Here is a 21,921-nt window from a genome sequence, read left to right as displayed (position 1 = left end):
ATTACCAATCCGATCTGTTCATCCGCTGTCGCACACCGCGAACGACATCGTGCTGTGACCCCAACACGGGCAGCGCTTCTTCATACAGTGCCTGCATATCGGCGCGTGCAGCAGTGTCCCCTATCGTCGGGTACAGAAGGTCACAACGTACGAGTCGTACCTCGAAATACCCCTCCGGGCCGATGACCTCTGACTTGCTTGCCCGTCGCAGCAGAGTATCGATACCTTGAAGCGCCTGTTCTCGGTGTCCGAGCTGAGCCAATGCCTCCGCGATTCGAATCTGGGCGCGCAATTCCGCATGCGGGTCGGACTGCGCTAGGCGACGGGCCAAGACGCGGTAACTTTGCACGGCCTGCTTCCAGTCCTCAGTGCGAAAATAGCCCTCGGCTTCACGAAACAGCCGCTGCAGGTCTTCCTCCAGGGTATTGGACGGTCGCGCCTGCACCGGAGCTTGCCGCCCCGACGAACTATTGACGTCCTTAACTGCGGTGGGCGGAGTCAAAGGCATGACCAACGGAATGCTGGGATCGACATCTAGAGTGCAGGTCGACAAAGGCGTCGATGGAAAGATCTCACCAAGCCTCCGATACACGTCACCGGCCGTTGCGGGGCGGTTGCTCGGGTCTTTGGCCAGAAGTTCTTCCACGATGAGTACGTTCAGTTCGGGGTGAGACAAAGGCTCCGGGATTTCTTCGGCATGGGCCCGTTGAGTTTCATAAACGGTGAGCCGACCGTCGCCGAAGATTTTGGCGCCGCGTAGCAGTTCGTACAGAACGACTCCCAGGGCGTACAGGTCGGTTGCCGGGGTGGCCTGACCGCCGGTGAGAAATTCGGGGGCCTGATAGTCCGGAGTACCCGGTTCGTTTCCGGTATGCGTCAGTCGAGTGGCTCGCGAATCACGATCGGCCGCGATCCCGAAGTCGACGAGTTTCACCACGCCCATTTCGTTGAGGCGCAAGTTTGCGGGTTTAAGGTCGCGGTGGACGATGTGGCCGTGGTGAATAGCGTCGAGAGCGCTGGCAGTTTGCATTCCGATGGCCGCTACTTCACGGGAGTTCAGAGGTGTCTTTTCATCGATGGGCGCCTGTAGGTCGACTCCTTTGACGAACTCCATCACCAAATAAAGGGAATCGGCGTTTCGCTCTGAGGCATCGTATATTTCCGGGAGGTTGGGATGGCGGAGGCGAGCGGCCAAACGTGCTTCGCGTTCGAACCTCCGGATCACGGTGGTGGCTCCATCGCCTTCCAGCCGACTGGGGCGTATGGTCTTGATGGCTACCTCGCGGTCCAGTACCGTGTCGTCGGCCAAGAATACGCGTCCCATACCGCCGGACCCGATGTCTCCTTTGACGCGGTATCGGCCGCCCCAGAAGGAATCGTCGTTGTGGGGAACAGTCACGGTTCAAGTTTAGTGCGCTGGAATGTGGCGGTGTCACACCTGGGAGGTAGCTTCGTGGCGGAGCGACGTTTATAAGGAGCTATCAGTGGATTCGTTTTCTCTTGCCCAGGCCCGTGCGGTGGCGGTCGATCGTCAGCTATCTGGCGGCCCCCAGTCGTATCAGGACGTGATTCGGCGTCTCGGATGCATTCAAATCGATACCATTTCGGCGGTTCGTCGAGCCCACGAGTTGACACTCTTGTCTCGGGGCGTGAAGGCCGATGAGGTGGATGACGCCTTGAAACGGCGTGAAAAGCCGGTCGCCTTTGAGCACTGGGGTCACGCGCTCTCTTTGATCGATCTCCAACTGTGGCCGTATTTGGCCCGGAGACGACGTTCGGCGGCACAAGAGGATATCCGTTCTCTCGGCATCGACGACAACGCGGTCGACCGCATTCGAGAACTGTTGCAGGGCCACGGTTCCATCACGTCAAAGCACCTGCCGGACGGTGCCACCCTACCTAAACCGGCCGGGGTCACCGGTTGGAATCCACGTAGTGACCATAAACGCGCCTTGGATTGGATGGTGCAGTCGGGGGAGGTCACGTGCACGTGGCGGCAAGGCTTTCAGCGGGTGTATCAGGCTGCCGACGAGGTCATTCCGACCGAGTATCGATGGGATGCCGATGATTCCGACTGTGTTGACGCACTTGTCGCGATCGCGCTGCGAAACCTCGGCGTGGGCACCTTGGACGATATCGCCGATTACTTTCGACTCCGCAGCGCCGCAGTGCGCGAGTCGCTGGAACGCATGGAGGTACCTCGGGTTGAGGTGGAAGGCTGGGACGTTCCGGCGTGGAAGGATACGTCCGTTGACGACGTTCCCACACCGGAGGAGAACACGGTGCCGGTGTCGATGTTCGATCCCCTGGTCTGGCACCGAGCGCGATTGAGGCGCTTGTGGGGGCACGACTGGAAGATCGAAATCTACGTTCCAAAGGCGAAACGAACGTTCGGGTACTGGTGTATGCCGGTAGTGGTTGGTTCGCGCATCCCGGGTCGCGTGGCGCTGCGACGTCGTCGCAACGAATTGGTCGTGGAGGCCGCCGAATGGTCCGAGCGGGATCGTTCACCCTTGTACGACGCGGTCAATGAAGTAGCTTCCTGGACCACCACGACTCCTACATGGGAATGCGGTGTGGCGAAACCATAACGATCGTTGAGAGGTGTCTTCGTCCACGACATCTCGAAGTAAACGGGAGACCCGTTCCGGATCGGTGGCCCAGGCCTTCGTTTCGGCCCGGGCCCACTCTGCACATTGCAGAAGCTTGGCCAGGAACCGGTATAGATCTTCGATAACCGTTTCCGATTCGAGGTCGTCCCAGGCAGTGTGGAGGAGGGGAGCTACTACCTTGGACGCCTGCGTTCGTTACTCCGGGGCGTTTGTTCACGGTAAGACAACGTCGCACGCTCGCGGCCGCGAGCGCATAACGGTTTGAGTCGAGGCACTTGTTAAATCGATTGTTGCGGAACAGGCTCTGCATCCGATATCCCACCACCGCGCCGGTGCCCATGCACTTCGGGTCGAACACACTCGGCGCAGGGGATGCCGGTTCCGAATATTGCCGCAATCGGCCAGTCGGTCCAGAATTGCAGCCGTACACTATCTCAATAGGTCGCGGGCCGTCACAATACGTGACTGACGTCCGTGTTATCGTCCCGTTTTCCCTCGGAAAATCGGCAGTTACCCCAAATACGACAATCGAACTCGCCGGTCAGGATTGTCAACGTTGGTGTCTACAAGTGTCACCGACTGCCAAGTCCCCAGGGCCATGCGACCGTCGATAACCGGGATCGTGGCATGAGGCGCGATATAGGCGGGGAGCACGTGGTCACGCCCGTGCCCATAGGATCCGTGGCGGTGCTGCCAGCGATCATCGCGCGGTAGCAGATCCTCAAGACTTGCCAACAGGTCGTCGTCCGACCCGGCTCCGGTCTCCAGAATGGCGACCCCAGCGGTCGCGTGAGGCACGAAGATGTTGAGGAGACCGCTGTAAGCGTCAAAATCCACGAGAAAACGTCGACATTTGTCCGTGATGTCAAGAACGCATTGGCGGTGGCCGGTTTGCAGCGAAATCTCATTGCTTTGGAACAAACTCATACATTCATCGTACGAAGAGAACAGGGCGAACGTGGAGCACCGCCGCAGAACCGTACCGACCACCACGTGCTTCCCATCCCACGTCACAATTTCGAGGAACCACGGTTCGTGAGAACGTGGGTCGATTCTAGGCTGGAACCATGTCGTCCGAACGTTACTCACGGCGTTTCTTGACCGCCATCGTACTGAGCGCGGTCGCGGTACCGATGATGGTATTGAGCCTGCTGGGTTGGGAAATGGAGAAATCCGAGCCCAGAGACGATCAGCCGCCCGTTCCGGTCGCGGAGATCTTCGCCGACTAATATAGACACAAGGCCCAGGCTTTCCGCATAATTCCTTGGCAACGTCGTTGGGCTGCCCACCGAACATTGGGGCGTGGTTGTCACCGCTGATCTGCATTTGATTGACGGTTCCGTGGAAGTGATTGACGGACTGGTCGATCTGAATGCGCTGCCCGGTGTAACCCTCCATGTCAGCACGATAATCCGCGTCGTCCGCCAGTAGGCTCTGGATGCGTTGCGCGAGAGCCTCCAGCTCCTCGGGATCGCTCTTGGCCGCCAACAGCAGATCGACGTCTGCGTCTTTGCGTTTCAGTCGACCCGTGGTTATATCGGTTATTTTCGTCAAGGCCGTTTTCGTCCAAGACGCAGCGAGGTCCGTGGTATAACCGGCAGCCGCCGATGCGATCGCGGCGGAGATTGGTTCGATCATAGGAGTCCTTCGTTGGTTGCGGGCGTGACACGTTCCATGGTTGATCGGAATTACGCGGTGCACCGACCCCCACATTACGAATGGGGAGGAGGTCAACACGTTATACCGCAACCATTATAGTGATGTATATGGTTACACAACCAGCAGACGGAATTCGTCCCCCTCACATCTGGGTGAACAGAGGCCCGACGGCCGATAGGCTTAGTGCCGAACTCAGAAAACTACGTCCCCGACCCGTATGGTTGCGCTCCGCCGAAAACCGGGGAGCATCCAGCGTAGTTCGGGTCATCGCCCAGGAAGTCAACGACCACTATCCAGGTGGTCAGTTGTTCGTGGACCTTCGTGGATCCGACCTTGTTACCGTCCTGCGTGAGAGCCTGATCCGCCTCGGAGTGCCCACCGATCTCCTGACGTCTACAGTCAAGAACTTGGGTCGGCAGTTCAATGACGCCGCCAGCGAGGACGTCAGGCTGATCATGGTGCGTAGCGATCGAAATACCGATTCCGCACGTCTTTTCCGACCCTCACGAGATGTCTGTGGTTTCGTACTTGTCAGTCCGGATTCCGCAAACGACATGGAGTTCCTCGAGTTGGAATTGCCGCCGTTCGACGCTGAGCAACGTGCCGAACTCTTCGATCAGGTCGGGCTGGACCACCGTTTGCGCCCCACCATTAACGACGATGAGCTCTTCGGACCCCACGAACTGCTACAGATCGCGCGACTCATCTCGAACGATCCCGATCTTGCCGGTGAAAGCCAAGAAGAGCTGAAGAACATCGTGACCTTGGGGTCGAGCAATGGTGTACTACAAGCTTCCTTGAGCGACGCGGCACTGTGGCTCTATAGATTCCTGCACCTATTGCCACAACGGCTCTTCGACGAGACGACGGCCGAAATCCTGATCGGGCCTCAACCGCAGGACCCGTCTCCTCTGGATGAGCTTATTCGGCTGGATTTGGTTATCCCGGACAATCATGGTTATTTCCGGTTGCACCGGTCGTCGGCCGCTGAACCTCACAGCACTTCCCTCGCCGACCGAACGCAATTCCGACTGTCATTCGAGTCGTACTTCGACAAGGTTCTCGCCCTTGCACAGGAAGCCGACAGGATCATCATGGGCAACCGCCGTCGGATCATGCCGCAGGCCCCGCTGGAAGGACTACACGGCCATTCGGGCAAGTGGGAGGCCGAAAAATGGTTCTTCGAACGCCATACCGCGCTGAAAACGATGGTGACCATTGCGCTGCACAATCAGTGGTGGACCCGCGCCGTTAGCCTGGCGGAAGCGCTCTGGGCGTTCTACAACAATCAGCCGTTCCCGGAAGAAGCGGTCGATTGTTATTCCGACGCCCTCGTCGCTGCCGAAACCATAGCCTTCGACGACCCTGCGGTGGAACTGCAAGCACGGTTGTGGCTTGGCAAAAGCCTCAGTGAGATCGGCGGTTTCGACGAATCGCTACAGCACTTGCGAGAAGCTGAGCTGCTGTGCGACATGATCGGCGACAAGCCCTATCCGCGTCACATGTTTCAAGCCAGCGTCTTCGAACAACAGGCCCGCACGCTTGCCGCTCGCGGAGACCTCCTCGAGGCCGAAGAACGTACCGACCAGGCTCTCGAACTGTGCCCGAAATTTGCCGACGAACAGCGTCGCATTCGTTCCAAAGCTCTATATACCAAGCAAAAGGGCGAAATCCTGGAACGAATGGGGCGGCATCAGGACGCGAAAGGCCACTACGAGCGTTCGATAAACCTGTTCCGTTCCATCGGCGAACAGAATATCGAACCAAAGGTCGCCGCCAAACTCGCTCTGCTCCAAGCTGAGGAAAGTGCGAATCGGCCGTCACTTCTACGCGCGCACAACGCATTGACGAAACTCTCGTCTAAGAAGGATAAAGCCGAAGGTTGGGAACGACTGGCCGCTTATTCACGCGATAAGGATTTTCAACTGCGGTGTCTGAAATCCGCACTCGCCGTTTGGGAAAGCGGCCACTCTCCCCGGGCCAACGACGTCAAACACCGGATAGCGGCATTGGAGCAGGATATCCGTGCGTAAAACACCCGGTTTGTATGGCATGGGTTCAAAATCCAAGCCGTCGACGGTACTCCCGAGTGTTCGGTAATAAAACAGATCGGCAAGCGCCCGAATCGGATTTCCTTTGACACGTAGGATTCCGCGATAGCCGGATTTAAAGGTGACGGCGTAGCGGTCGACCCCGAACGCGGTAACCGCCATACCGTGGACTTGGGATTCGTCGAGAATCCGGGCGTTCTCTTCCCACGCGTGTGCCACGTCCTCAACGGGCCGTTCCAGACTCGTGACGACCTCGGCTATACCCTTGATTCTATAATCCAGCGTCTGCGTCGAGGTAACGATGAAATCCGGCGAATCGCGTGAACCCAAGGAACAGAGCGGGTGGACATCGGCACCATCGCTCGAATAGTGAACCTGCCAGGAGGAAGTCGGCCTGTAATCGATCCGAAAACCGGGTTCGGGAAACGCGATCGGGTACGACGCCTGCGTGGGAGACAATTCCAGCAGCTCGTAACAGCGTTCGACAATCAATTGAGCCGGTGAGTCCCGTGATAGGTCGAAAATATCGCCGATCACGCTCGCATCGACCCTTTCGCATTGGCTAGTGAGCCGTTCCACTGACGGCCGCTCACTCCACTGCAGTCGAGGGAGCTCCCTGCCCAATCGTGCCAAGGCACCCTCAGCGGGCATCTCCGAGAAGCCGAATTCCCCAATGGCAACCGGCCTCCCCAAAGCGGCAGCGTATACGGTTACCGAACCATGGTCGCCGACAATGTAATCAGCGGCTACGATGAGCGAGCGCCAGCCTTCTTCGGGTGGAACCATGATGAGGCCGTTACGCACATGGGAGGCATAGCGATGATCCGTTGACGGTGGATTACCGCTGTCGATGTTCGGGTGTGGCACGAATGCGACGACGGTTTCCGGGTCGGACAGCCACTCGTGCAACTTTGGTATCGCGGAATGGTCCCGGCCGACAAGGGAATCTCTCCCCCAGGTGGAGGCTAGGACGATCAGTTTCTGGGTGTCGGAGACGCCGAGCGCGCGCCGATAGTGTTGACGTCGGTCTTCGCTGATGTGAAACCGTTCCCAACAAACGTCACCGGTAATGTCAGCTCGGTCCAGAGCTTCCGGGCATTCCTGCCTCAGCTGCCGATACGCCACAGCTCCCGGTAGGGCGATAAAACTCGGTTTCGCTCCCGAATCCGATACCAGATGTTCACGACAGAGGCCCGCAACCCCGCTGGTGTCCGGTAGCAATCGGTTGTGCCCGGCTCCATGTGGAATGACCACTGTCGGGATACCACGATCGAATATGAATCCACGCGGGCTAGCGGTAATGACAAGATCGGTATTGGATTTAGTGACGTCTTCCCAATCCACTTCCGGTAGATCGTATTTCAGGATGAACCGCTTGGCGGGAAGGGCATGATCCGATCCTGGAACGATCGCGTAGCGATAATCGATGCGGGGATCGGCGGCAAACAGCGGCGCTAGATCAAAGTGGAGTCGAGCAAGCGCTTGTTGGGTTCGCCCGGCGAGGACAATCTGACGTTCACTCGGGAGTGTAAGTTGACGCTGGACGCTGGACGCTGGACGCTGGACGCTGGACGCTGGACGCTGGACGCTGGACGCTGGACGCTGGACGCTGGACGCTTTATCCCCAATTTTAATCGTCTCCAGAACTCCCGGTCGCATTTCCCAAGTGTGTCAGAGAAAATTGTACGGCCCTGACAAGCAGATCGTTCGTGACCTTCGAGGCCTGTGTCATTCCTCTTGCCTTCGCCTGTATTCCAATCCGTCCAACATAATGCCGAGGGCCTGTTCGAAAACGTCGTCGAAATCGGTTATTTCGTCCCACGATTCAGCCAAAACACATTCCTTCAGATAGGGAAAGTCTCCGGACTCCAACCATTCGCCTAGGGCCTTCCGATCGGCTGCCTTTTCCGAATCAGATATGGATCCTGACATCGGTACCATGGCCAGCCCTTGCGCGAGACCCGATATGGCCAGGAAGACCACCATGAAAGGGGAACGACCCGGAATTCTATGCGCGTTTACGACGCTGTGCTCCCCTGATTCCGAACGATCGGATATCGCAACGGCGTATCGTTCCACCATGTCGAGCAATGCCGGGCTCAGTGGCGGATGCACACGAGCCAGCACGGGCAATATCCACGGATGACGTTGGTACAGTTGCCATTCTCGCCACGCTTCGGCCGACATCCGTTCACGTACCGTTCCGGTCGGCAGGCGACGAGGTGCGATATCGGACAAGGCCAGCTCCACCATGTTCGCCAGCAGTTCGTCGCGGTTACCGAAGTAGCGATACACCGTCGAAGTCGCCACTCCAAGGTCTGTGGCCAATCGCCGCATGGTGAGAGAGTCAAGTCCCGTGGCATCCGCTCGGGCGATCGCCGTTCTGGTCATCGAGACCGTGTTCAGGCTCCCGAGATAGTGGGACGATACCGACCTCTGTGCTTCCTTCTTCTGTTTGCGACGCCGGTAAGCTTTAGCCTGACAGCTCCGCGAACAGTATTTCCGAGGTCGGCCCTTGTACGCCTCCGCCAGTGGCTCTCCACATTCTTCGCACACTAATCTCTTCCGTCACACTCGATTTTCGTGATGAAATACTTTGGTTTTACGACGACACATGGTTTTATAACCACGACGATTTAAGGCCGGGTTCTTCCACGACCAGGAACCGAACATTGTATCCAACTCAACCTAAAGGTAGACAATGACACAATCGATCATCGCCCGACCCGCGCTTAGCGAAGACCGCGACAAACTGGTGGAGGCCTTCCAAGCAGGCTGCCGAGACGAGGCGGTATTCGCTTGGGCCGGAGGCGATAACACTGACTTTATCGATCGCCATATGGAGAACCGGGTTCCCACTTACCTCGACGGCGCATTGGAGCGCGACGAGATCTGGATTGCGGGCGACGACCACGAAATATGGACCGTCGCGATCTGCACCGTCGTCCATGACACTGAGCGGCTCGAGGCCGAGGCCGTGGAGACGGAGTCCGCCGCTCGCGAAACGGGGCTGCATCCCCTGCACCGCTTCGCGGCCGCGACACGACTGGTAGCGGATTCGCATCCGCGACGGTTCCCGCACCTGTATTTGAATTCCATCGTCACCGATTCCGCACATCGCGGCAAAGGGGCGGGCCGGACGCTCCTCCGTCGCTTGACCGAATGGGCCGATGGGAGAAACCTACCGCAATACCTCGAAGCCAGTACGACGCAATCGGCACGGTTGTACGGGCGCATGGGTTTCACTGCCACAGGGAAACGCCTGCCCCTCCCCGATTCCGGTCCGGTATTGATTCCAATGTGGCGCGACGTCGGCCAAGCTTAACGAACGACCGTGACCACGGTGGACGAAGAGACGACCGGCAAGAGTCTCCGCTTATCCCCTCGTCTGTCCAATTACGGCAATCCGCACAGCGGGGTCGCATAATCTTAATGAATAGGTAACTCCGACTTAAGGTTGCGCTCCCCTACTCGTCGATACCAGACTCAATACTGAAATTTGTTCACCTATTTCGGGAAATCACCGGGATTAGCCGATGTCAAGGAGTAGTTAATGGGCAACAATTCCGCCTCCACAAGTCGACGTCGCCTCCTGCAAGGCACGGCCGCCGCAGGTATGGGCGTATTCGCCGTCACCGCGATGGAAGGCTTCACCGTTCGAGCCGCCGATGCCGCACAGGGACGTCCACCTCGAGAAGCAGAAGACAACGGAGGTTACGGCCCACTGCGCCCCGTCACCAGAACCGACCCCGAGACCGGATTCCAGCAGACCCTGGAACTCCCCGAGGGCTTCGACTTCACCCTGCTCAGTCTGAGCGGAACCGCCCTGGGCGACAACCATATGACTCCACTGGGCCCGGACGCCATGGCATGTTTCGAAGGAGTCGAGCCCGGAACGGTTCGACTGGTTCGCAACCACGAGGAACGCACCGACCAACCGGAGGCCGTTCCCTCCGGGGACCTCGAATACCGTTACGACCCCAAAGGCAGCGGCGGCACCTCCACTCTCGTCGTTCAAACGGACGGATCCGCCCCAACCGTGACCGATTCCTGGATGTCCCTGTCGGGGACGATCGTCAATTGCGCCGGAGGACCCACCCCCTGGGGATCCTGGCTGTCCTGTGAGGAAACCACCTCGGGATACGGTGACGGCTGGGACCGTAAACACGGATACGTCTTTGAAGTCCCCGCTCATTCCGATCATCAGGTCGACCCGATCGCACTCACCGACATGGGGCGGTTCGTCCACGAAGCGGTCGCCATCGACCCCGAATCCGGCTACGTCTACGAAACCGAGGATCGTGGTGCCGCCGGTTTCTATCGATTCCTCCCCCACACACCAGGCCAACTCGCCGAGGGCGGTCGACTGCAGATGCTGAAGGTCGTCGACGAATGGCAATACGACACCCGCACCGGACAACACGCGGCTCGCCCGCTGGCAGTGGAATGGGTCGACATCGACGACCCGGACCCGGCCGAAGCCGAGGAGAATTCCTCAGCCGTCTACGAGCAAGGACACGCTCAAGGAGCCGCCACCTTCGGACGTCTGGAAGGCTGCTGGTGGGGTGGCGGTGCCGCCTACATCGCCTCCACCAACGGCGGCGACGAGGGCCAGGGACAGATTTGGGAGTACCGCCCCGGCAAGGGCAACGGGCGTATGAGCGGAGGCACGCTCCGGCTCGTGTTCGAGTCCCCCGACAGCGACGTCCTTTCGTTCCCGGACAATGTCACCGTCACTCCCAGCGGAGCGCTCATCCTCTGCGAGGACACCAGCCGCAGCCGCCCCGCGCTGCGAGGCCTCACACACGACGGAAGGGTCTTCCCCTTCTGTCTCGATCCCAGCAACGACGAATGGTGCGGCGCCACCTTCTCTCCCAATGGAGAGATCCTGTTCGCCAATCTGCAGGGTTCTACCTCGGGCGACCCCGCCCAGCCGTCCACTCGTGGACGAACCGTCGCCATCTGGGGGCCGTGGGAAAACGGACTCCTCTAAAGGGGTGACGCGCGGGGTGGGGTTAACCCCACCCCGGAAAAGCCAGGTAACGGGATCGTTTCAGCGGCGTCCGACGCTTACATTGGAAGTATGAACGACATCGACGCTCCCAAGAGACACAGTCTCTTCGATCGCCTGACAACCGATTCCCGTTACCTGCTGGTCTCCTTTCCCCTCGCCATCGCCGGTTTCGTCGTCGCGGTCGTTGGAGTGGTTCTCGGCATTTCCACCGCCATCATTTGGATCGGGGTTCCCATCCTCGCGGCCATACTCGTGGCGGGTCGTGGGTTCTCCGCGGCACAGCGATTTCTGGTACGGGGCGTGACCTACTCCGAGATCCCCTCGGTCAGTTACACCACGGCCCCACGAGGAGCCGGAAAGATCCGTACCCTGGTACAACCGATCTTCGACGGACAATCCTGGCTCAATATCCTCTGGATGTTCTTGGTCTTCCCCATCTCCATCGTCACCTTCGTACTAACGGTCACGTGGTGGGCAGGCGTCATCGCAGGCTTCACCTGGCCACTCTGGGGGTGGATCATCATCAATACCGCCGGCCCCAGCGGGATCGAATACGCCACCGAATGGCTGGGATGGGGCACCTCATACCTGGCACAGTCAACGCTCTACGTCATCGGAGGCCTTTTCTTCGCGGTAACACTCCCTTTCGTCGTGCGGGGGTGCGCTGCGGCCCAAGGAGAGCTGAGCCGCGCCCTGCTCACCGCGACCTCCCAATTGACCCAACGCATCGACGACCTCTCCGCCAGCCGAAGCGCCGCTCAATCAGCGGAGAACGAAGCGCTGCGTCGCATCGAACGCGATATCCACGACGGCCCACAACAGCAACTGGTCAGCCTGGGGATGGAACTGTCACGTGCGCGCCGACAGATGGATCGCGACCCGGACGCCGCCCGCGAAGCACTCGACGAAGCCATCGGACAGACGCGGACCACCATCGACGAACTACGTTCGCTGTCCCGTGGCATCGCCCCGCCCATCTTGACCGACAAGGGCTTGACGGCCGCCATCGAGGCACTGGCGGCGCGCTCGCCGATTCCAGTCGAATTGGATGTGGCGCTGTGGGATCGTCGCTATCCACAACAGTCGGAGAACACCATCTACTTCGCCACCGCCGAGGCATTGACCAACGCCGCCAAGCATTCACATGCCTCACAGCTCGTCATCACCCTGCGGAGCACTAGAACGGCCATCTCGGTCTGCGTCGCCGACAACGGCGTCGGCGGAGCATCGACCGGGAAGGGCCATGGCCTCGCGGGGCTGACCGAGCGGGTAAAGTCGGTAGAAGGGCAAATTTCCATTGATTCCCCCGAGGGAGGACCGACCGTGATCGTAGCCGAAGTGCCATGCGAGTAGTCATAGCCGACGACGCCGTTCTCATTCGAACCGGGATCGTCAAGCTCCTGGAGGAATTCGGTCATGAAGTGGTAGCCGCGGTCGCCGAGCCCACCGATTTGGTCAACGCCATCGTCCATCACCGCCCTGACGTCTCAATCGTCGACGTTCGAATGCCTCCCTCGTTTGTCGACGAGGGATTGCGTGCGGCGCTCGAAGTGCGGGAGTCGATTCCCGACAGTCCCGTCTTGATCCTGTCGCAATACGTCGAATCGTCCTACGCCGAGCAGCTCGTCGCCAGCCCCATCGGAGCCGTGGGCTACCTTCTGAAGGAACGGGTCATCGACGTAGACGACTTCATGGACGCGCTCAATCGCGTTGCCACAGGCGGCACCGTTTTCGACCCGGAAGTGATCGCACAGCTTATGACCAGGCAGGGTAAACCGTTGGAAAAGCTGACACATCGCGAACGCGAGGTTCTGGGGCTGATGGCGGAAGGATTCTCCAATCAAGCCATCGCCCGCAAGTTGGTCGTGAGCGGCGGGGCGGTGGAAAAGCACATCCGCAATATATTCACCAAACTGGAGCTCAAGGAAGCGGACAATGAACAGCACCGGCGAGTCAAGGCAGTATTGGCCTTTCTCAATGGCTAAACTCATCAAACCGCTTGAGCCGATTACATTTCCATGTTTAGACTGGCCCTAAAACTAGAAGGGCCCCATACATGACTCATATCGTAGTTACCGGTGGCGGCACCGGAATCGGCCGCGCCATCGCCCACGCCTTCGCGCAGAAGGGCAATACCGTAACGATCGTGGGACGCCGCGACGACAAATTGAGTGAAGTCTCCATGGAACTGGCGAACATCAACGTCAACACGATAGCCGCCGACCTCACGAGGACGGACGGAATCGATACCCTCGCGACTTCTCTCCACGACCGGACGATCGATGTGCTGATCAACAACGCCGGTGGTCTTGTGGGCGGTGGCGGAGAAACGCGAGCGGACCGTATCGCCTCCACCAGGGACATGATCGAGCTCAATTTGACCTCCGCGGTCAACGTCGTTGACGCTCTCTGGGACAACCTCGCTCGCCCCGGAGGACGCGTCATCAACATCAGTTCGATCGCCGGACAACGCGGCGGAGGCACCTATGGAGCGGCCAAAGCCGGCCTCATCGGGCACACCAGTGGCCTGGCCCGTAAAGGCGGCCCGGCGGGAATCACCGCCAATACCATCGCACCCGGCTACATTATGGACACGGAGTTCTTTGAAGCCGGGCGCGCCCCGCATCACGACACCCTGATCGATGAGACGCTGCTGAAACGGGGCGGACGTCCCAGCGACATCGCCTCCGCGGCGGTTTTCCTCGCCTCGGACGGCGCCTCCTTCATCACGGGCCAGACACTGGCGGTGAACGGCGGCGCCTACATCCACTATTAATCCGTGGTAGTCCCAGGTACCGGCGCGAAATGCGAAGCCGGCACCTGGGGCTTCGTGACCCCACATACGGGACACCATGACGATGCCGACCGTCGGCTCCGCGTCGTAAGATGGCCTCATGTCTCTGACGATTCGCCCCATCGAACCATCCGAGTGGGAAACACTCGGCGAGATCACGGTCGCATCGTATCTCGCCTCCGGTTTCCTCACCGCCAACAGCGGATACGCCGACTACCTTCGAGACGTCGGCGCGCGAGCCGAATCGGGCACGGTTCTCGTAGCGCTCGACTCCACCGAGATAGTGGGTGGGATATCAGTCGTTCCCCCGGGCTCGAAGAAGGCCGAGGTCGCCTTGCCCGGTGAAGCCGAAATCCGTGCCCTCGCCGTCGCACCCACCGCCGGGAAAAGCGGCGTGGGGACGCGCCTTGCCGAACGAGCCGTCACCACGGCCTTCGACGAACTGGGAGCTACCGCGATCGCACTGTGCTCCAAAGACACGATGCACGCCGCTCACCACATCTACCGCAAAATCGGATTCAACCGCGCGCCGCATCGCGATTGGGCACCGCTCCCCGATATCAGGCTACTCACCTTTACACTCGATCCCGCGTCGTACCGGCCCACCTCGCTGGACGAATAACCGGATCCACCCGAGCGACTCGGCCTCCCACCGCCGAACCCGTCCCTCACCGATATCCGGAAACAAGACCACCTCATCCGCCCATAAAAAATCCGGCCGGAGCCTAATCGCTCCGACCGGATTCGTCGTTCACCGAACTCAATCGGCGATCGACCTTACGACTGCACAGTCGCTACTTACTTGACAACCTTGGTCACACGACCTGAACCGACGGTGCGGCCACCCTCACGGATGGCGAAGAGGAGGCCCTCTTCCATCGCGACCGGCTGGATCAGCTCCACCTTCATGGAGGTGTTGTCGCCGGGCATAACCATTTCGGTGCCTTCCGGCAGGGTCACAACACCGGTCACGTCGGTGGTGCGGAAGTAGAACTGCGGACGGTAGTTGTTGAAGAACGGCGTGTGACGGCCGCCCTCGTCCTTGGCCAGGATGTAGACCTCACCCTCGAACTCCGTGTGAGGAGTCGTGGTGTTGGGCTTGGTCACGACCATGCCACGCTCGACTTCTTCGCGCTTGGTACCACGCAGCAGAAGACCGACGTTTTCACCGGCGCGAGCGTCGTCCAGAACCTTGCGGAACATTTCGATCGCGGTGACCTTGGTGTTGATCGAGTCTTCCTTGATACCGAGGATCTCGACCTCTTCGTTCGGAAGCAGCACACCGCGCTCCACACGACCGGTGACAACGGTTCCGCGACCGGTGATGGTGAAGATGTCTTCGATCGGCATCAGGAACGGCTTGTCGATCTGACGCTCCGGCTCCGGAATGTTGTCGTCGACGGCGGTCATCAGGTCGGCAACGGCGTCGGACCACTTCTCGTCGCCTTCCAGGGCGTTGAGAGCCGAAACCTTGATGACGGGAGCGTCATCGCCGGGGAAGTCCTGCTCGGACAGAAGCTCACGGACTTCCATCTCCACCAGCTCGAGGATCTCTTCATCGTCAACCATGTCGGCCTTGTTCAGGGCGACGACGATGTAGGGAACACCGACCTGGCGAGCCAGAAGCACGTGCTCACGGGTCTGCGGCATGGGGCCGTCAGCGGCGGACACAACCAGGATGGCGCCGTCCATCTGAGCGGCACCGGTGATCATGTTCTTGATGTAGTCCGCGTGACCGGGGCAGTCTACGTGAGCGTAGTGACGCTTCTCGGTCTCGTACTCCACGTGGGAGATCGAGATCGTGATACCACGCTGCTTCTCTTCGGGAGCGTCGTCGATCTCGTCGAAGGGGGTGTACGGGTTGAGGTCCGGGTGCTTCTCGTGCAGAACCTTGGTGATGGCCGCGGTCAACGTGGTCTTACCGTGGTCGACGTGACCAAGGGTACCGATGTTAATGTGCGGCTTGCTCCGCTCGAACTTTTCTTTAGCCACTTGTCCTCCTGTGGACTAGTTAAATCTGGTTTGACTTACTTTGCCCGTTGCTGTCGCTAAAGGGCTGTGAACCCTATAATCGCAACGGTCTTCAGACGTCGCGTCGGCCATGGCGGAAGCCCGCCCAACGCTTGTCAGATTACTCGATGGCTGGACCGCCACCGGGCAATCTTATTCGCCTGTCGCCTTGGCGATAATTTCCTTAGCGACGTTCGCCGGGACTTCGGCATAGCTGTCGAACTGCATGGAGTAGTTCGCACGACCGGCAGTCTTCGACCGAAGGTCTCCGACGTAACCGAACATCTCCGACAGCGGAACCAGAGCCTTGACCGTACGGTCATTGCCCCGCTCGCCCATTTCCTGAACGAGACCGCGACGGGAGTTAATGTCACCGATGACGTCACCCATGGATTCCTCCGGAGTGATGACCTCGACGTACATCATCGGTTCCAAGATCGTCGGCTTGGCACGCTTGGCGGCTTCCTTGAGCACCATGCGTCCGGCAATCTTAAACGCCATTTCCGACGAGTCAACATCGTGGTACTGACCGTCGGCCAGTTCCATCTTGACGCCAACGAGCGGATATCCGGCCAGCACACCGTCGGGTAGGGCCGCTTCGGCACCTTCCTTGACCGACGGGATGAATTCGCGCGGAATGCGTCCACCGGTGATCTGATCGTCGAACTCGAAGACCGCGTCCTCGTTCGGCTTCATCTCCTTGGGCTCCAGGTTGACGATGACGCGGGCGAACTGACCCGAACCACCGGACTGCTTCTTGTGCAGGTATTCAACCTTTTCCACCCGCTTGGTGATGGTCTCACGGTAGGCGACCTGTGGTTTACCGATGTTGGCTTCCACGTTGAACTCACGCTTGAGACGGTCGACCTGGATGTCCAACTGCAGCTCACCCATACCGGAGAAGATGGTCTGACCGGTCTCCTCGTCGGTCTGAATGCGCAGAGTCGGGTCTTCTTCCACCAGACGCTGAATAGCGGCACCCAGCTTCTCCTGGTCGGCCTTCGACTTGGGCTCGATCGCCACGTCGATGACCGGTTCGGGGAAGACCATCGATTCCAAAATCACCTGATCCTTGGAGTCGCTCAGAGTGTCACCGGTCGTGGTGTTCTTCAGACCCTGGATGGCGATGATGTCGCCCGCTTCGGCGTAACCGCGCTCTTCACGCTTGTTCGCGTGCATCTGGTAAATCTTACCGATGCGCTCGCGGTTGGACTTGGTCGAGTTCATCACCTGATTACCCACTTCGATACGACCGGAGTAGATCCGGGCGTAAGTGAGGCGACCGAGGTGCTTATCGGTCTGAATCTTGAACGCCAAGGCCGCGAAGGGCTCGTTGACGTCCGGGTGACGCTCGATGGTGGTCTCGCCGTCCAACTTGGTGCCCTCAATGGCGGGCACGTCCAGCGGGGAGGGCAAGTAGTCGATGACCGCGTCGAGCAAGGGCTGCACACCCTTGTTCTTGAACGCGGTACCACACATGACCGGGTTGAGCTTGTTACCGGTGGTTCCCACGCGGATGGCCATCTTGATGTCCGCGGTGGTGATCTCTTCGCCTTCGAGATACTTCATGGCGAAGTCGTCATCCAGGTCCGACAGCGCTTCCAGCAGCTTCTCGCGGTACTCGGCGGCCTTGTCGGCCAGTTCCGCGGGAATCTCCTCGGTCTCGTAGTCTTCCCCGAGACCGGTCTCGCCGCGCCAGACCTTCGCGTCCATCTCAACCAGGTCGACAACCCCGATGAAGTCCGACTCAGAGCCGATGGGCAGCTGAATCGGGACGGGGTTGGAACCGGCCAGACGCTCTTCCATCATGGCGACGCTGCGGTAGAAGTCCGCACCGGTGCGGTCCATCTTGTTAACGAAGCACATCCGCGGGACGCCGTACGTCTCGGCTTGACGCCACACGTTCTCCGTCTGCGGCTCGACCCCGGCCACCGCGTCGTAAACGGCGATGGAGGAGTCCAGAACGCGCAGGGAGCGCTCCACCTCGACGGTGAAGTCGACGTGACCGGGCGTGTCAATAATCTGAATGACATGGCCGTCCCACTCACATTTGGTCGCAGCGGAGGTAATCGTGATACCACGTTCCTGCTCCTGCGCCATCCAGTCCATTGTGGCGGCACCGTCGTGAACCTCACCGATCTTGTGGCTCACACCGGTGTAGTAGAGAATGCGCTCTGTAGTAGTGGTCTTACCGGCATCGATGTGTGCCATGATGCCGATATTACGCAGTTTTTCAAGGGCGGCATTGGTTTTTTTAGCCACGGAACTCTCCTGGTCTCACTACCAACGGTAGTGGGCGAATGCTTTGTTGGACTCGGCCATCTTGTGGGTGTCTTCGCGCTTCTTCACAGCGGCGCCAAGGCCGTTGGAAGCGTCGAGGATCTCGTTGGTGAGCCGATCCACCATGGTCTTCTCGCGACGGTCACGGGCGAAGCCGACCAGCCAGCGGAGTCCGAGGGTCGTCGCACGCTGCGGACGAACCTCGACCGGAACCTGGTAAGTGGCACCACCGACACGGCGCGACCGAACCTCGAGGGTCGGCTTGACGTTGTCGAGGGCCTTCTTCAGGGTCGATACCGGTTCGGCGTCGGTCTTGGAACGCGTAGCTTCAAGCGCGTCGTAGACGATGCGCTCAGCGAGACGACGCTTACCGTCCTTCAAGACTTTGTTGACAAGTTGAGTGACGAGCACTGAATTGTGTACGGGGTCGGCTGTCAGGGGCCGACGGGGCGCTGGGCCTTTACGTGGCATCGGTTACTTCTTCTCCTTCTTGGCTCCGTAACGGCTGCGGGCCTGCTTGCGGTCACGAACACCCTGGGTGTCAAGTGCGCCGCGCACGATCTTGTAACGAACACCGGGAAGGTCACGGACACGACCACCACGGACGAGCACGATGGAGTGCTCCTGGAGGTTGTGACCGACACCTGGGATGTAAGCGGTAACTTCGATGCCACTCATGAGACGGACACGAGCGACCTTACGCATGGCCGAGTTCGGCTTCTTCGGCGTGGTCGTGTACACACGAGTGCATACACCGCGACGCTGAGGACTACCCTTCAGCGCGGGCGTCTTGTTTTTGCCGGCCTTGGCCTGACGGCCTTTCCGAACCAGCTGTTGAATTGTTGGCATTAAGCCAATCTCCTCTACTGCAACGGTCGCAAAGCACACTGTGACCCGTTCAAGTCATCGCATGCTCGGCGAATGGTTACGTTCCTGGGCAACCACCGAAGTGGCTTCGATGTCATCGCATTCAGCATTTATGCTGTACGTTCCCGCCCCCGCACTCGGGCGTGTCACGTCTCTCCGGTCAAAGCCCAAAGTATTCACTCTCGGCAGACGTGTCCGATTTCCACGGGCGCATCGGTCGCGACCTCAGTCCGGACCGACGGCACCCAAGGCGTGTGGTTGTTTCCACACGACAGTGGCATTCCTCGGAGCCCCACGGCTATTGTTCGGCCCAAGAGCCGAACCCCGCATGGATATCGGCGATCATGCGATCGCATCCATCAGCGGGCGGCGTGCGTGCCGATGACATCATCCCAGTGACACGTCATTGGGACAGGCACGCAACCTGGCCTGGCACTCACGAAGACCAAGCTGCCGGAGTAGACAGGGCCGTCATGCCGCAAGACGCGGTGTCCAAGCACAAGGGAAGAGTCTAGGTAGTTTAACCACCGATCGCAATGGAATAAATTCCCACGGATTCGGTCGTAGGACCTATCACAGCGGGCTCATTATTCAAGGCAGAATTCCAGCCTAAACCGGGACTATCTTACCTCATCTGACTTGCGGTCACGAAGCGGGGAGGACATGAGGGAGGCCACTGTATTGCCGGTATTCCGCCAGCGTGGCGGGGCGGAACGCAGGCCTCGAAATTCCGAAATACGGCCGCTTGCCCGGAATCGACTACGACGGCTAAACGGTGTCGCCGCCGAACGAGGCCCCCTCGCTCAAAAGTGATTGAAGCAACCACAATACCACGACGCACACGGCGAATACGGCGGCAATGGTCGAGACGCCCAATGCCAGCTTCGCGCGGCGTCGAATCCGAGCGACCCGGCCTCCTCCGAGCATGAAACCGTCTGAATCGCGTACGTCCTTCTCTCCTTGCCTCACCAGCTGCAATGCCACCGTGGCGGCAAAGAAACCACCGACCAGCGGGGACAGAACGACCGCGATCATCGACAACGACTGCGCCGCGAGAATCTTGGTGTTCAGGACCGGTTCGGGGTCGTTCGGATGTCGCCCCGGAGATACCGACGGAGCCTGGGAGACGGGTGATTCATACACACCCCCATGTTGCCATCCCCGTTGCCGCATCGCCAGTCCAGTGCGAAAACCCCGCTAAACGTCCGCGTAACGCCTCAGCACCGCACCACCACTTCAATTGTCTGCAATATTTCCAGTTGGGCACATCTAGACATGGACTATACGAACCGGATCTAAACCCTTACAATGATATTCGTTCCAAAGGCGAAAAAGGACATTGCGCCAAGGACTGGGACAAACGCCAAAGGCTATGAGCCGACACCATAGCCCATTGAGAATCCGTTCTGCACGAACCGAATCTCAGGGAGCCGGTTTGTACTCCACCCGCCTTCCCCAAGGCGGTAATCGCGGCGGCCGACAGGCTTCCACGGTGCCGGGACGGTAGAGCCCGGGCCCCGGAACGTCTCCCGACGGGAACGGTCGGCCTGCCCCGCGCCCTGTCGATTATCTCGGCACGGCTGCGGGTGGCGGCGTTTGACTAGTTTGGTGTTGCCTGATTGATTCGGTTCTACCGGCTTTCGCGGAGATTGCCGGATTCAATCGGGTGTGCCCGGTTCCTTTGGACATAATGAGGTCCCCGAGGGATCCGTACAGAGAACGTGTGAGGTCGGCACTCGACACTCGCTCGTTCCCATCGAAATTGGATTCCGCTCCCCGCAGCGGATGAATATATGAGGAAGACCGGCCTGGCCCCTGCCTTCTTACTGCCCTCCAGGAGGACCGGCCCCGAAAATGCACGGGAGATCCACAGATGTCCGTAAATGAAGACCCCCCGTCGCAAGGCGACAGGAATACCCCAACCCACGTCAAGTCCCTGGTTGCTCTCCTATTGACCCTGGTGGTCACCGGCGCTTTGGTCGTAACGTGGTACACCATGGGCGAACGAGGTTTCGCCAACCCCTTTAACGGCTCCGGCGACATCGATCGGGAATTCACCGCTGAAGAGGTGTTTCATTTCGAACCTGGAGAGACGGTGAGCCTACGCGGCAAAGAAAGAGGCGAAACGACCGTCGGCGTGATCAATTTCGTGGAAAAGTCCGATCACGACCAATGCAGCAACGCGGTTTCCGATGACTACCGCGAGGATTACCTCGCTAATCACGGCTGCATGTACGGAGTGGAGGCCATGTTCACGCATGGAGACATCAATGGGCGAATGTGTACGTGGCTCTTTGAATTCGACAGTGACGACGGTGCCGCCGCCAGCCGCGAGTTCCTACGTGACGGTATGAAGACCAATGAAGACGATCCGACGTGGCATTACGGCGACTGTTCCTCCGAAAAGCTGGAGGGCGCGACATTCATCAATCACGTCGGAGGCGGCGGTCGTTATATGGTCCTCACGGTAGCCGCCCTTCCCGACAACGCCGACGAGGATCTCGTCACCGAGTTTGAACGCGGCGTCGAGTACCAGCATAAAGAACTGCGGAATATGGTGCAGTTCAAGGCCAGAGAGTAGGTAGAGAAAGACCGAACCGAACAGTTCAATAAGAAAGCAAAAAGTGGGTGGGC

The 21,921-nt window shown here is 59.4% G+C and carries 19 protein-coding genes; 11 read left to right on the top strand and 8 right to left on the bottom strand.

Annotation, left to right across the window (positions count from 1 at the left end; genetic code table 11):
* Nucleotide 1 precedes the first annotated feature (1 nt).
* Nucleotides 2-1,399, bottom strand: a complete 1,398-nt coding sequence (locus HALAL_RS17605) for a serine/threonine-protein kinase (protein WP_025273814.1) — start codon at nucleotides 1,397-1,399, stop codon at nucleotides 2-4.
* Nucleotides 1,400-1,484: 85 nt separating this feature from the next.
* Between HALAL_RS17605 and HALAL_RS0109665 the strand changes: the two genes are divergently transcribed.
* Entirely contained in the window at nucleotides 1,485-2,591 is a 1,107-nt protein-coding gene (locus HALAL_RS0109665) for a DNA glycosylase AlkZ-like family protein (RefSeq protein ID WP_025273813.1), read from the top strand.
* A gap of 531 nt (nucleotides 2,592-3,122) precedes the next feature.
* On the opposite strand, the gene HALAL_RS0109660 is transcribed toward HALAL_RS0109665, so the two are convergent.
* Entirely contained in the window at nucleotides 3,123-3,539 is a 417-nt protein-coding gene (locus tag HALAL_RS0109660; protein WP_029767688.1) for a secondary thiamine-phosphate synthase enzyme YjbQ, read from the bottom strand.
* Nucleotides 3,540-3,679: 140 nt separating this feature from the next.
* Between HALAL_RS0109660 and HALAL_RS18615 the strand changes: the two genes are divergently transcribed.
* From HALAL_RS18615 to HALAL_RS0109645, 3 genes are all read left to right on the top strand, one after another.
* Complete coding sequence (locus tag HALAL_RS18615; protein ID WP_156937692.1) at nucleotides 3,680-3,841, top strand: hypothetical protein; 162 nt, start codon at nucleotides 3,680-3,682, stop codon at nucleotides 3,839-3,841.
* A 73-nt stretch (nucleotides 3,842-3,914) separates the two neighbouring features.
* Nucleotides 3,915-4,043, top strand: a complete 129-nt coding sequence (locus HALAL_RS19190) for a hypothetical protein (protein ID WP_281171610.1) — start codon at nucleotides 3,915-3,917, stop codon at nucleotides 4,041-4,043.
* Between the two features lie 335 nt (nucleotides 4,044-4,378).
* On the top strand, nucleotides 4,379-6,304 hold the full coding sequence (locus tag HALAL_RS0109645) for a tetratricopeptide repeat protein (protein WP_156937691.1): 1,926 nt from the start codon (nucleotides 4,379-4,381) through the stop codon (nucleotides 6,302-6,304).
* A 1,746-nt stretch (nucleotides 6,305-8,050) separates the two neighbouring features.
* On the opposite strand, the gene HALAL_RS17600 is transcribed toward HALAL_RS0109645, so the two are convergent.
* Nucleotides 8,051-8,713, bottom strand: coding sequence for a TetR/AcrR family transcriptional regulator (locus tag HALAL_RS17600; protein WP_051462874.1), 663 nt, complete (start codon nucleotides 8,711-8,713; stop codon nucleotides 8,051-8,053).
* A 310-nt stretch (nucleotides 8,714-9,023) separates the two neighbouring features.
* Between HALAL_RS17600 and HALAL_RS0109635 the strand changes: the two genes are divergently transcribed.
* The 6 genes from HALAL_RS0109635 to HALAL_RS0109610 all read left to right on the top strand — a co-directional run bounded on the left by HALAL_RS0109635 (nucleotide 9,024) and on the right by HALAL_RS0109610 (nucleotide 14,752).
* Nucleotides 9,024-9,647, top strand: a complete 624-nt coding sequence (locus HALAL_RS0109635) for a GNAT family N-acetyltransferase (RefSeq protein WP_025273809.1) — start codon at nucleotides 9,024-9,026, stop codon at nucleotides 9,645-9,647.
* 228 nt (nucleotides 9,648-9,875) lie between these two features.
* Nucleotides 9,876-11,315 (top strand): alkaline phosphatase PhoX, encoded by a 1,440-nt coding sequence (locus HALAL_RS0109630; protein WP_025273808.1) that lies wholly within the window; start codon nucleotides 9,876-9,878, stop codon nucleotides 11,313-11,315.
* Between the two features lie 90 nt (nucleotides 11,316-11,405).
* The gene (locus tag HALAL_RS0109625; protein ID WP_025273807.1) at nucleotides 11,406-12,689 is read left to right on the top strand and encodes a sensor histidine kinase; all 1,284 of its coding nucleotides are present in this window, start codon (nucleotides 11,406-11,408) and stop codon (nucleotides 12,687-12,689) included.
* On the top strand, nucleotides 12,680-13,321 hold the full coding sequence (locus tag HALAL_RS0109620) for a response regulator transcription factor (RefSeq protein WP_025273806.1): 642 nt from the start codon (nucleotides 12,680-12,682) through the stop codon (nucleotides 13,319-13,321). The genes HALAL_RS0109625 and HALAL_RS0109620 overlap by 10 nt, the downstream gene beginning before the upstream one ends.
* A 71-nt stretch (nucleotides 13,322-13,392) precedes the next feature.
* Nucleotides 13,393-14,112 (top strand): SDR family NAD(P)-dependent oxidoreductase, encoded by a 720-nt coding sequence (locus HALAL_RS0109615; protein WP_025273805.1) that lies wholly within the window; start codon nucleotides 13,393-13,395, stop codon nucleotides 14,110-14,112.
* 118 nt (nucleotides 14,113-14,230) lie between these two features.
* Entirely contained in the window at nucleotides 14,231-14,752 is a 522-nt protein-coding gene (locus HALAL_RS0109610) for a GNAT family N-acetyltransferase (RefSeq protein WP_025273804.1), read from the top strand.
* Nucleotides 14,753-14,928: 176 nt separating this feature from the next.
* Here HALAL_RS0109610 and tuf read toward each other — a convergent pair whose 3' ends face one another.
* The 5 genes from tuf to HALAL_RS0109585 form a co-directional block, all read right to left on the bottom strand.
* Nucleotides 14,929-16,122 (bottom strand): elongation factor Tu, encoded by a 1,194-nt coding sequence (gene tuf, locus HALAL_RS0109605; protein ID WP_025273803.1) that lies wholly within the window; start codon nucleotides 16,120-16,122, stop codon nucleotides 14,929-14,931.
* Between the two features lie 171 nt (nucleotides 16,123-16,293).
* Entirely contained in the window at nucleotides 16,294-18,402 is a 2,109-nt protein-coding gene (gene fusA, locus HALAL_RS0109600) for an elongation factor G (protein WP_025273802.1), read from the bottom strand.
* 18 nt (nucleotides 18,403-18,420) lie between these two features.
* The gene (gene rpsG, locus HALAL_RS0109595) at nucleotides 18,421-18,891 is read right to left on the bottom strand and encodes a 30S ribosomal protein S7 (RefSeq protein WP_025273801.1); all 471 of its coding nucleotides are present in this window, start codon (nucleotides 18,889-18,891) and stop codon (nucleotides 18,421-18,423) included.
* A gap of 3 nt (nucleotides 18,892-18,894) precedes the next feature.
* Nucleotides 18,895-19,269, bottom strand: a complete 375-nt coding sequence (gene rpsL / locus HALAL_RS0109590) for a 30S ribosomal protein S12 (RefSeq protein ID WP_025273800.1) — start codon at nucleotides 19,267-19,269, stop codon at nucleotides 18,895-18,897.
* 786 nt (nucleotides 19,270-20,055) lie between these two features.
* The gene (locus HALAL_RS0109585) at nucleotides 20,056-20,430 is read right to left on the bottom strand and encodes a hypothetical protein (protein ID WP_156937690.1); all 375 of its coding nucleotides are present in this window, start codon (nucleotides 20,428-20,430) and stop codon (nucleotides 20,056-20,058) included.
* Between the two features lie 730 nt (nucleotides 20,431-21,160).
* Here HALAL_RS0109585 and HALAL_RS0109580 point away from each other — a divergent pair.
* Nucleotides 21,161-21,868, top strand: coding sequence for a hypothetical protein (locus tag HALAL_RS0109580; RefSeq protein ID WP_025273798.1), 708 nt, complete (start codon nucleotides 21,161-21,163; stop codon nucleotides 21,866-21,868).
* The last annotated feature ends 53 nt before the right edge of the window (nucleotides 21,869-21,921 follow it).

It is taken from the genome of Haloglycomyces albus DSM 45210 (genome assembly GCF_000527155.1).
Classification (GTDB): Bacteria; Actinomycetota; Actinomycetes; order Mycobacteriales; family Micromonosporaceae; genus Haloglycomyces; species Haloglycomyces albus.
This window is presented reverse-complemented; position numbering and strand designations above follow the sequence as displayed.

Bases quoted from the DNA above. Each gene is read 5' to 3' on its own strand.
- HALAL_RS0109660 (WP_029767688.1), bottom strand. From the start codon at position 3,539: ATGAGTTTGTTCCAAAGCAATGAGATTTCGCTGCAAACCGGCCACCGC.
- HALAL_RS18615 (WP_156937692.1), top strand. From the start codon at position 3,680: ATGTCGTCCGAACGTTACTCACGGCGTTTCTTGACCGCCATCGTACTG.
- HALAL_RS0109645 (WP_156937691.1), top strand. From the start codon at position 4,379: ATGGTTACACAACCAGCAGACGGAATTCGTCCCCCTCACATCTGGGTG.
- HALAL_RS17600 (WP_051462874.1), bottom strand. From the start codon at position 8,713: ATGACCAGAACGGCGATCGCCCGAGCGGATGCCACGGGACTTGACTCT.
- HALAL_RS0109635 (WP_025273809.1), top strand. From the start codon at position 9,024: ATGACACAATCGATCATCGCCCGACCCGCGCTTAGCGAAGACCGCGAC.
- HALAL_RS0109630 (WP_025273808.1), top strand. From the start codon at position 9,876: ATGGGCAACAATTCCGCCTCCACAAGTCGACGTCGCCTCCTGCAAGGC.
- HALAL_RS0109625 (WP_025273807.1), top strand. From the start codon at position 11,406: ATGAACGACATCGACGCTCCCAAGAGACACAGTCTCTTCGATCGCCTG.
- HALAL_RS0109620 (WP_025273806.1), top strand. From the start codon at position 12,680: ATGCGAGTAGTCATAGCCGACGACGCCGTTCTCATTCGAACCGGGATC.
- HALAL_RS0109615 (WP_025273805.1), top strand. From the start codon at position 13,393: ATGACTCATATCGTAGTTACCGGTGGCGGCACCGGAATCGGCCGCGCC.
- HALAL_RS0109610 (WP_025273804.1), top strand. From the start codon at position 14,231: ATGTCTCTGACGATTCGCCCCATCGAACCATCCGAGTGGGAAACACTC.
- rpsG (WP_025273801.1), bottom strand. From the start codon at position 18,891: ATGCCACGTAAAGGCCCAGCGCCCCGTCGGCCCCTGACAGCCGACCCC.
- rpsL (WP_025273800.1), bottom strand. From the start codon at position 19,269: ATGCCAACAATTCAACAGCTGGTTCGGAAAGGCCGTCAGGCCAAGGCC.
- HALAL_RS0109580 (WP_025273798.1), top strand. From the start codon at position 21,161: ATGTCCGTAAATGAAGACCCCCCGTCGCAAGGCGACAGGAATACCCCA.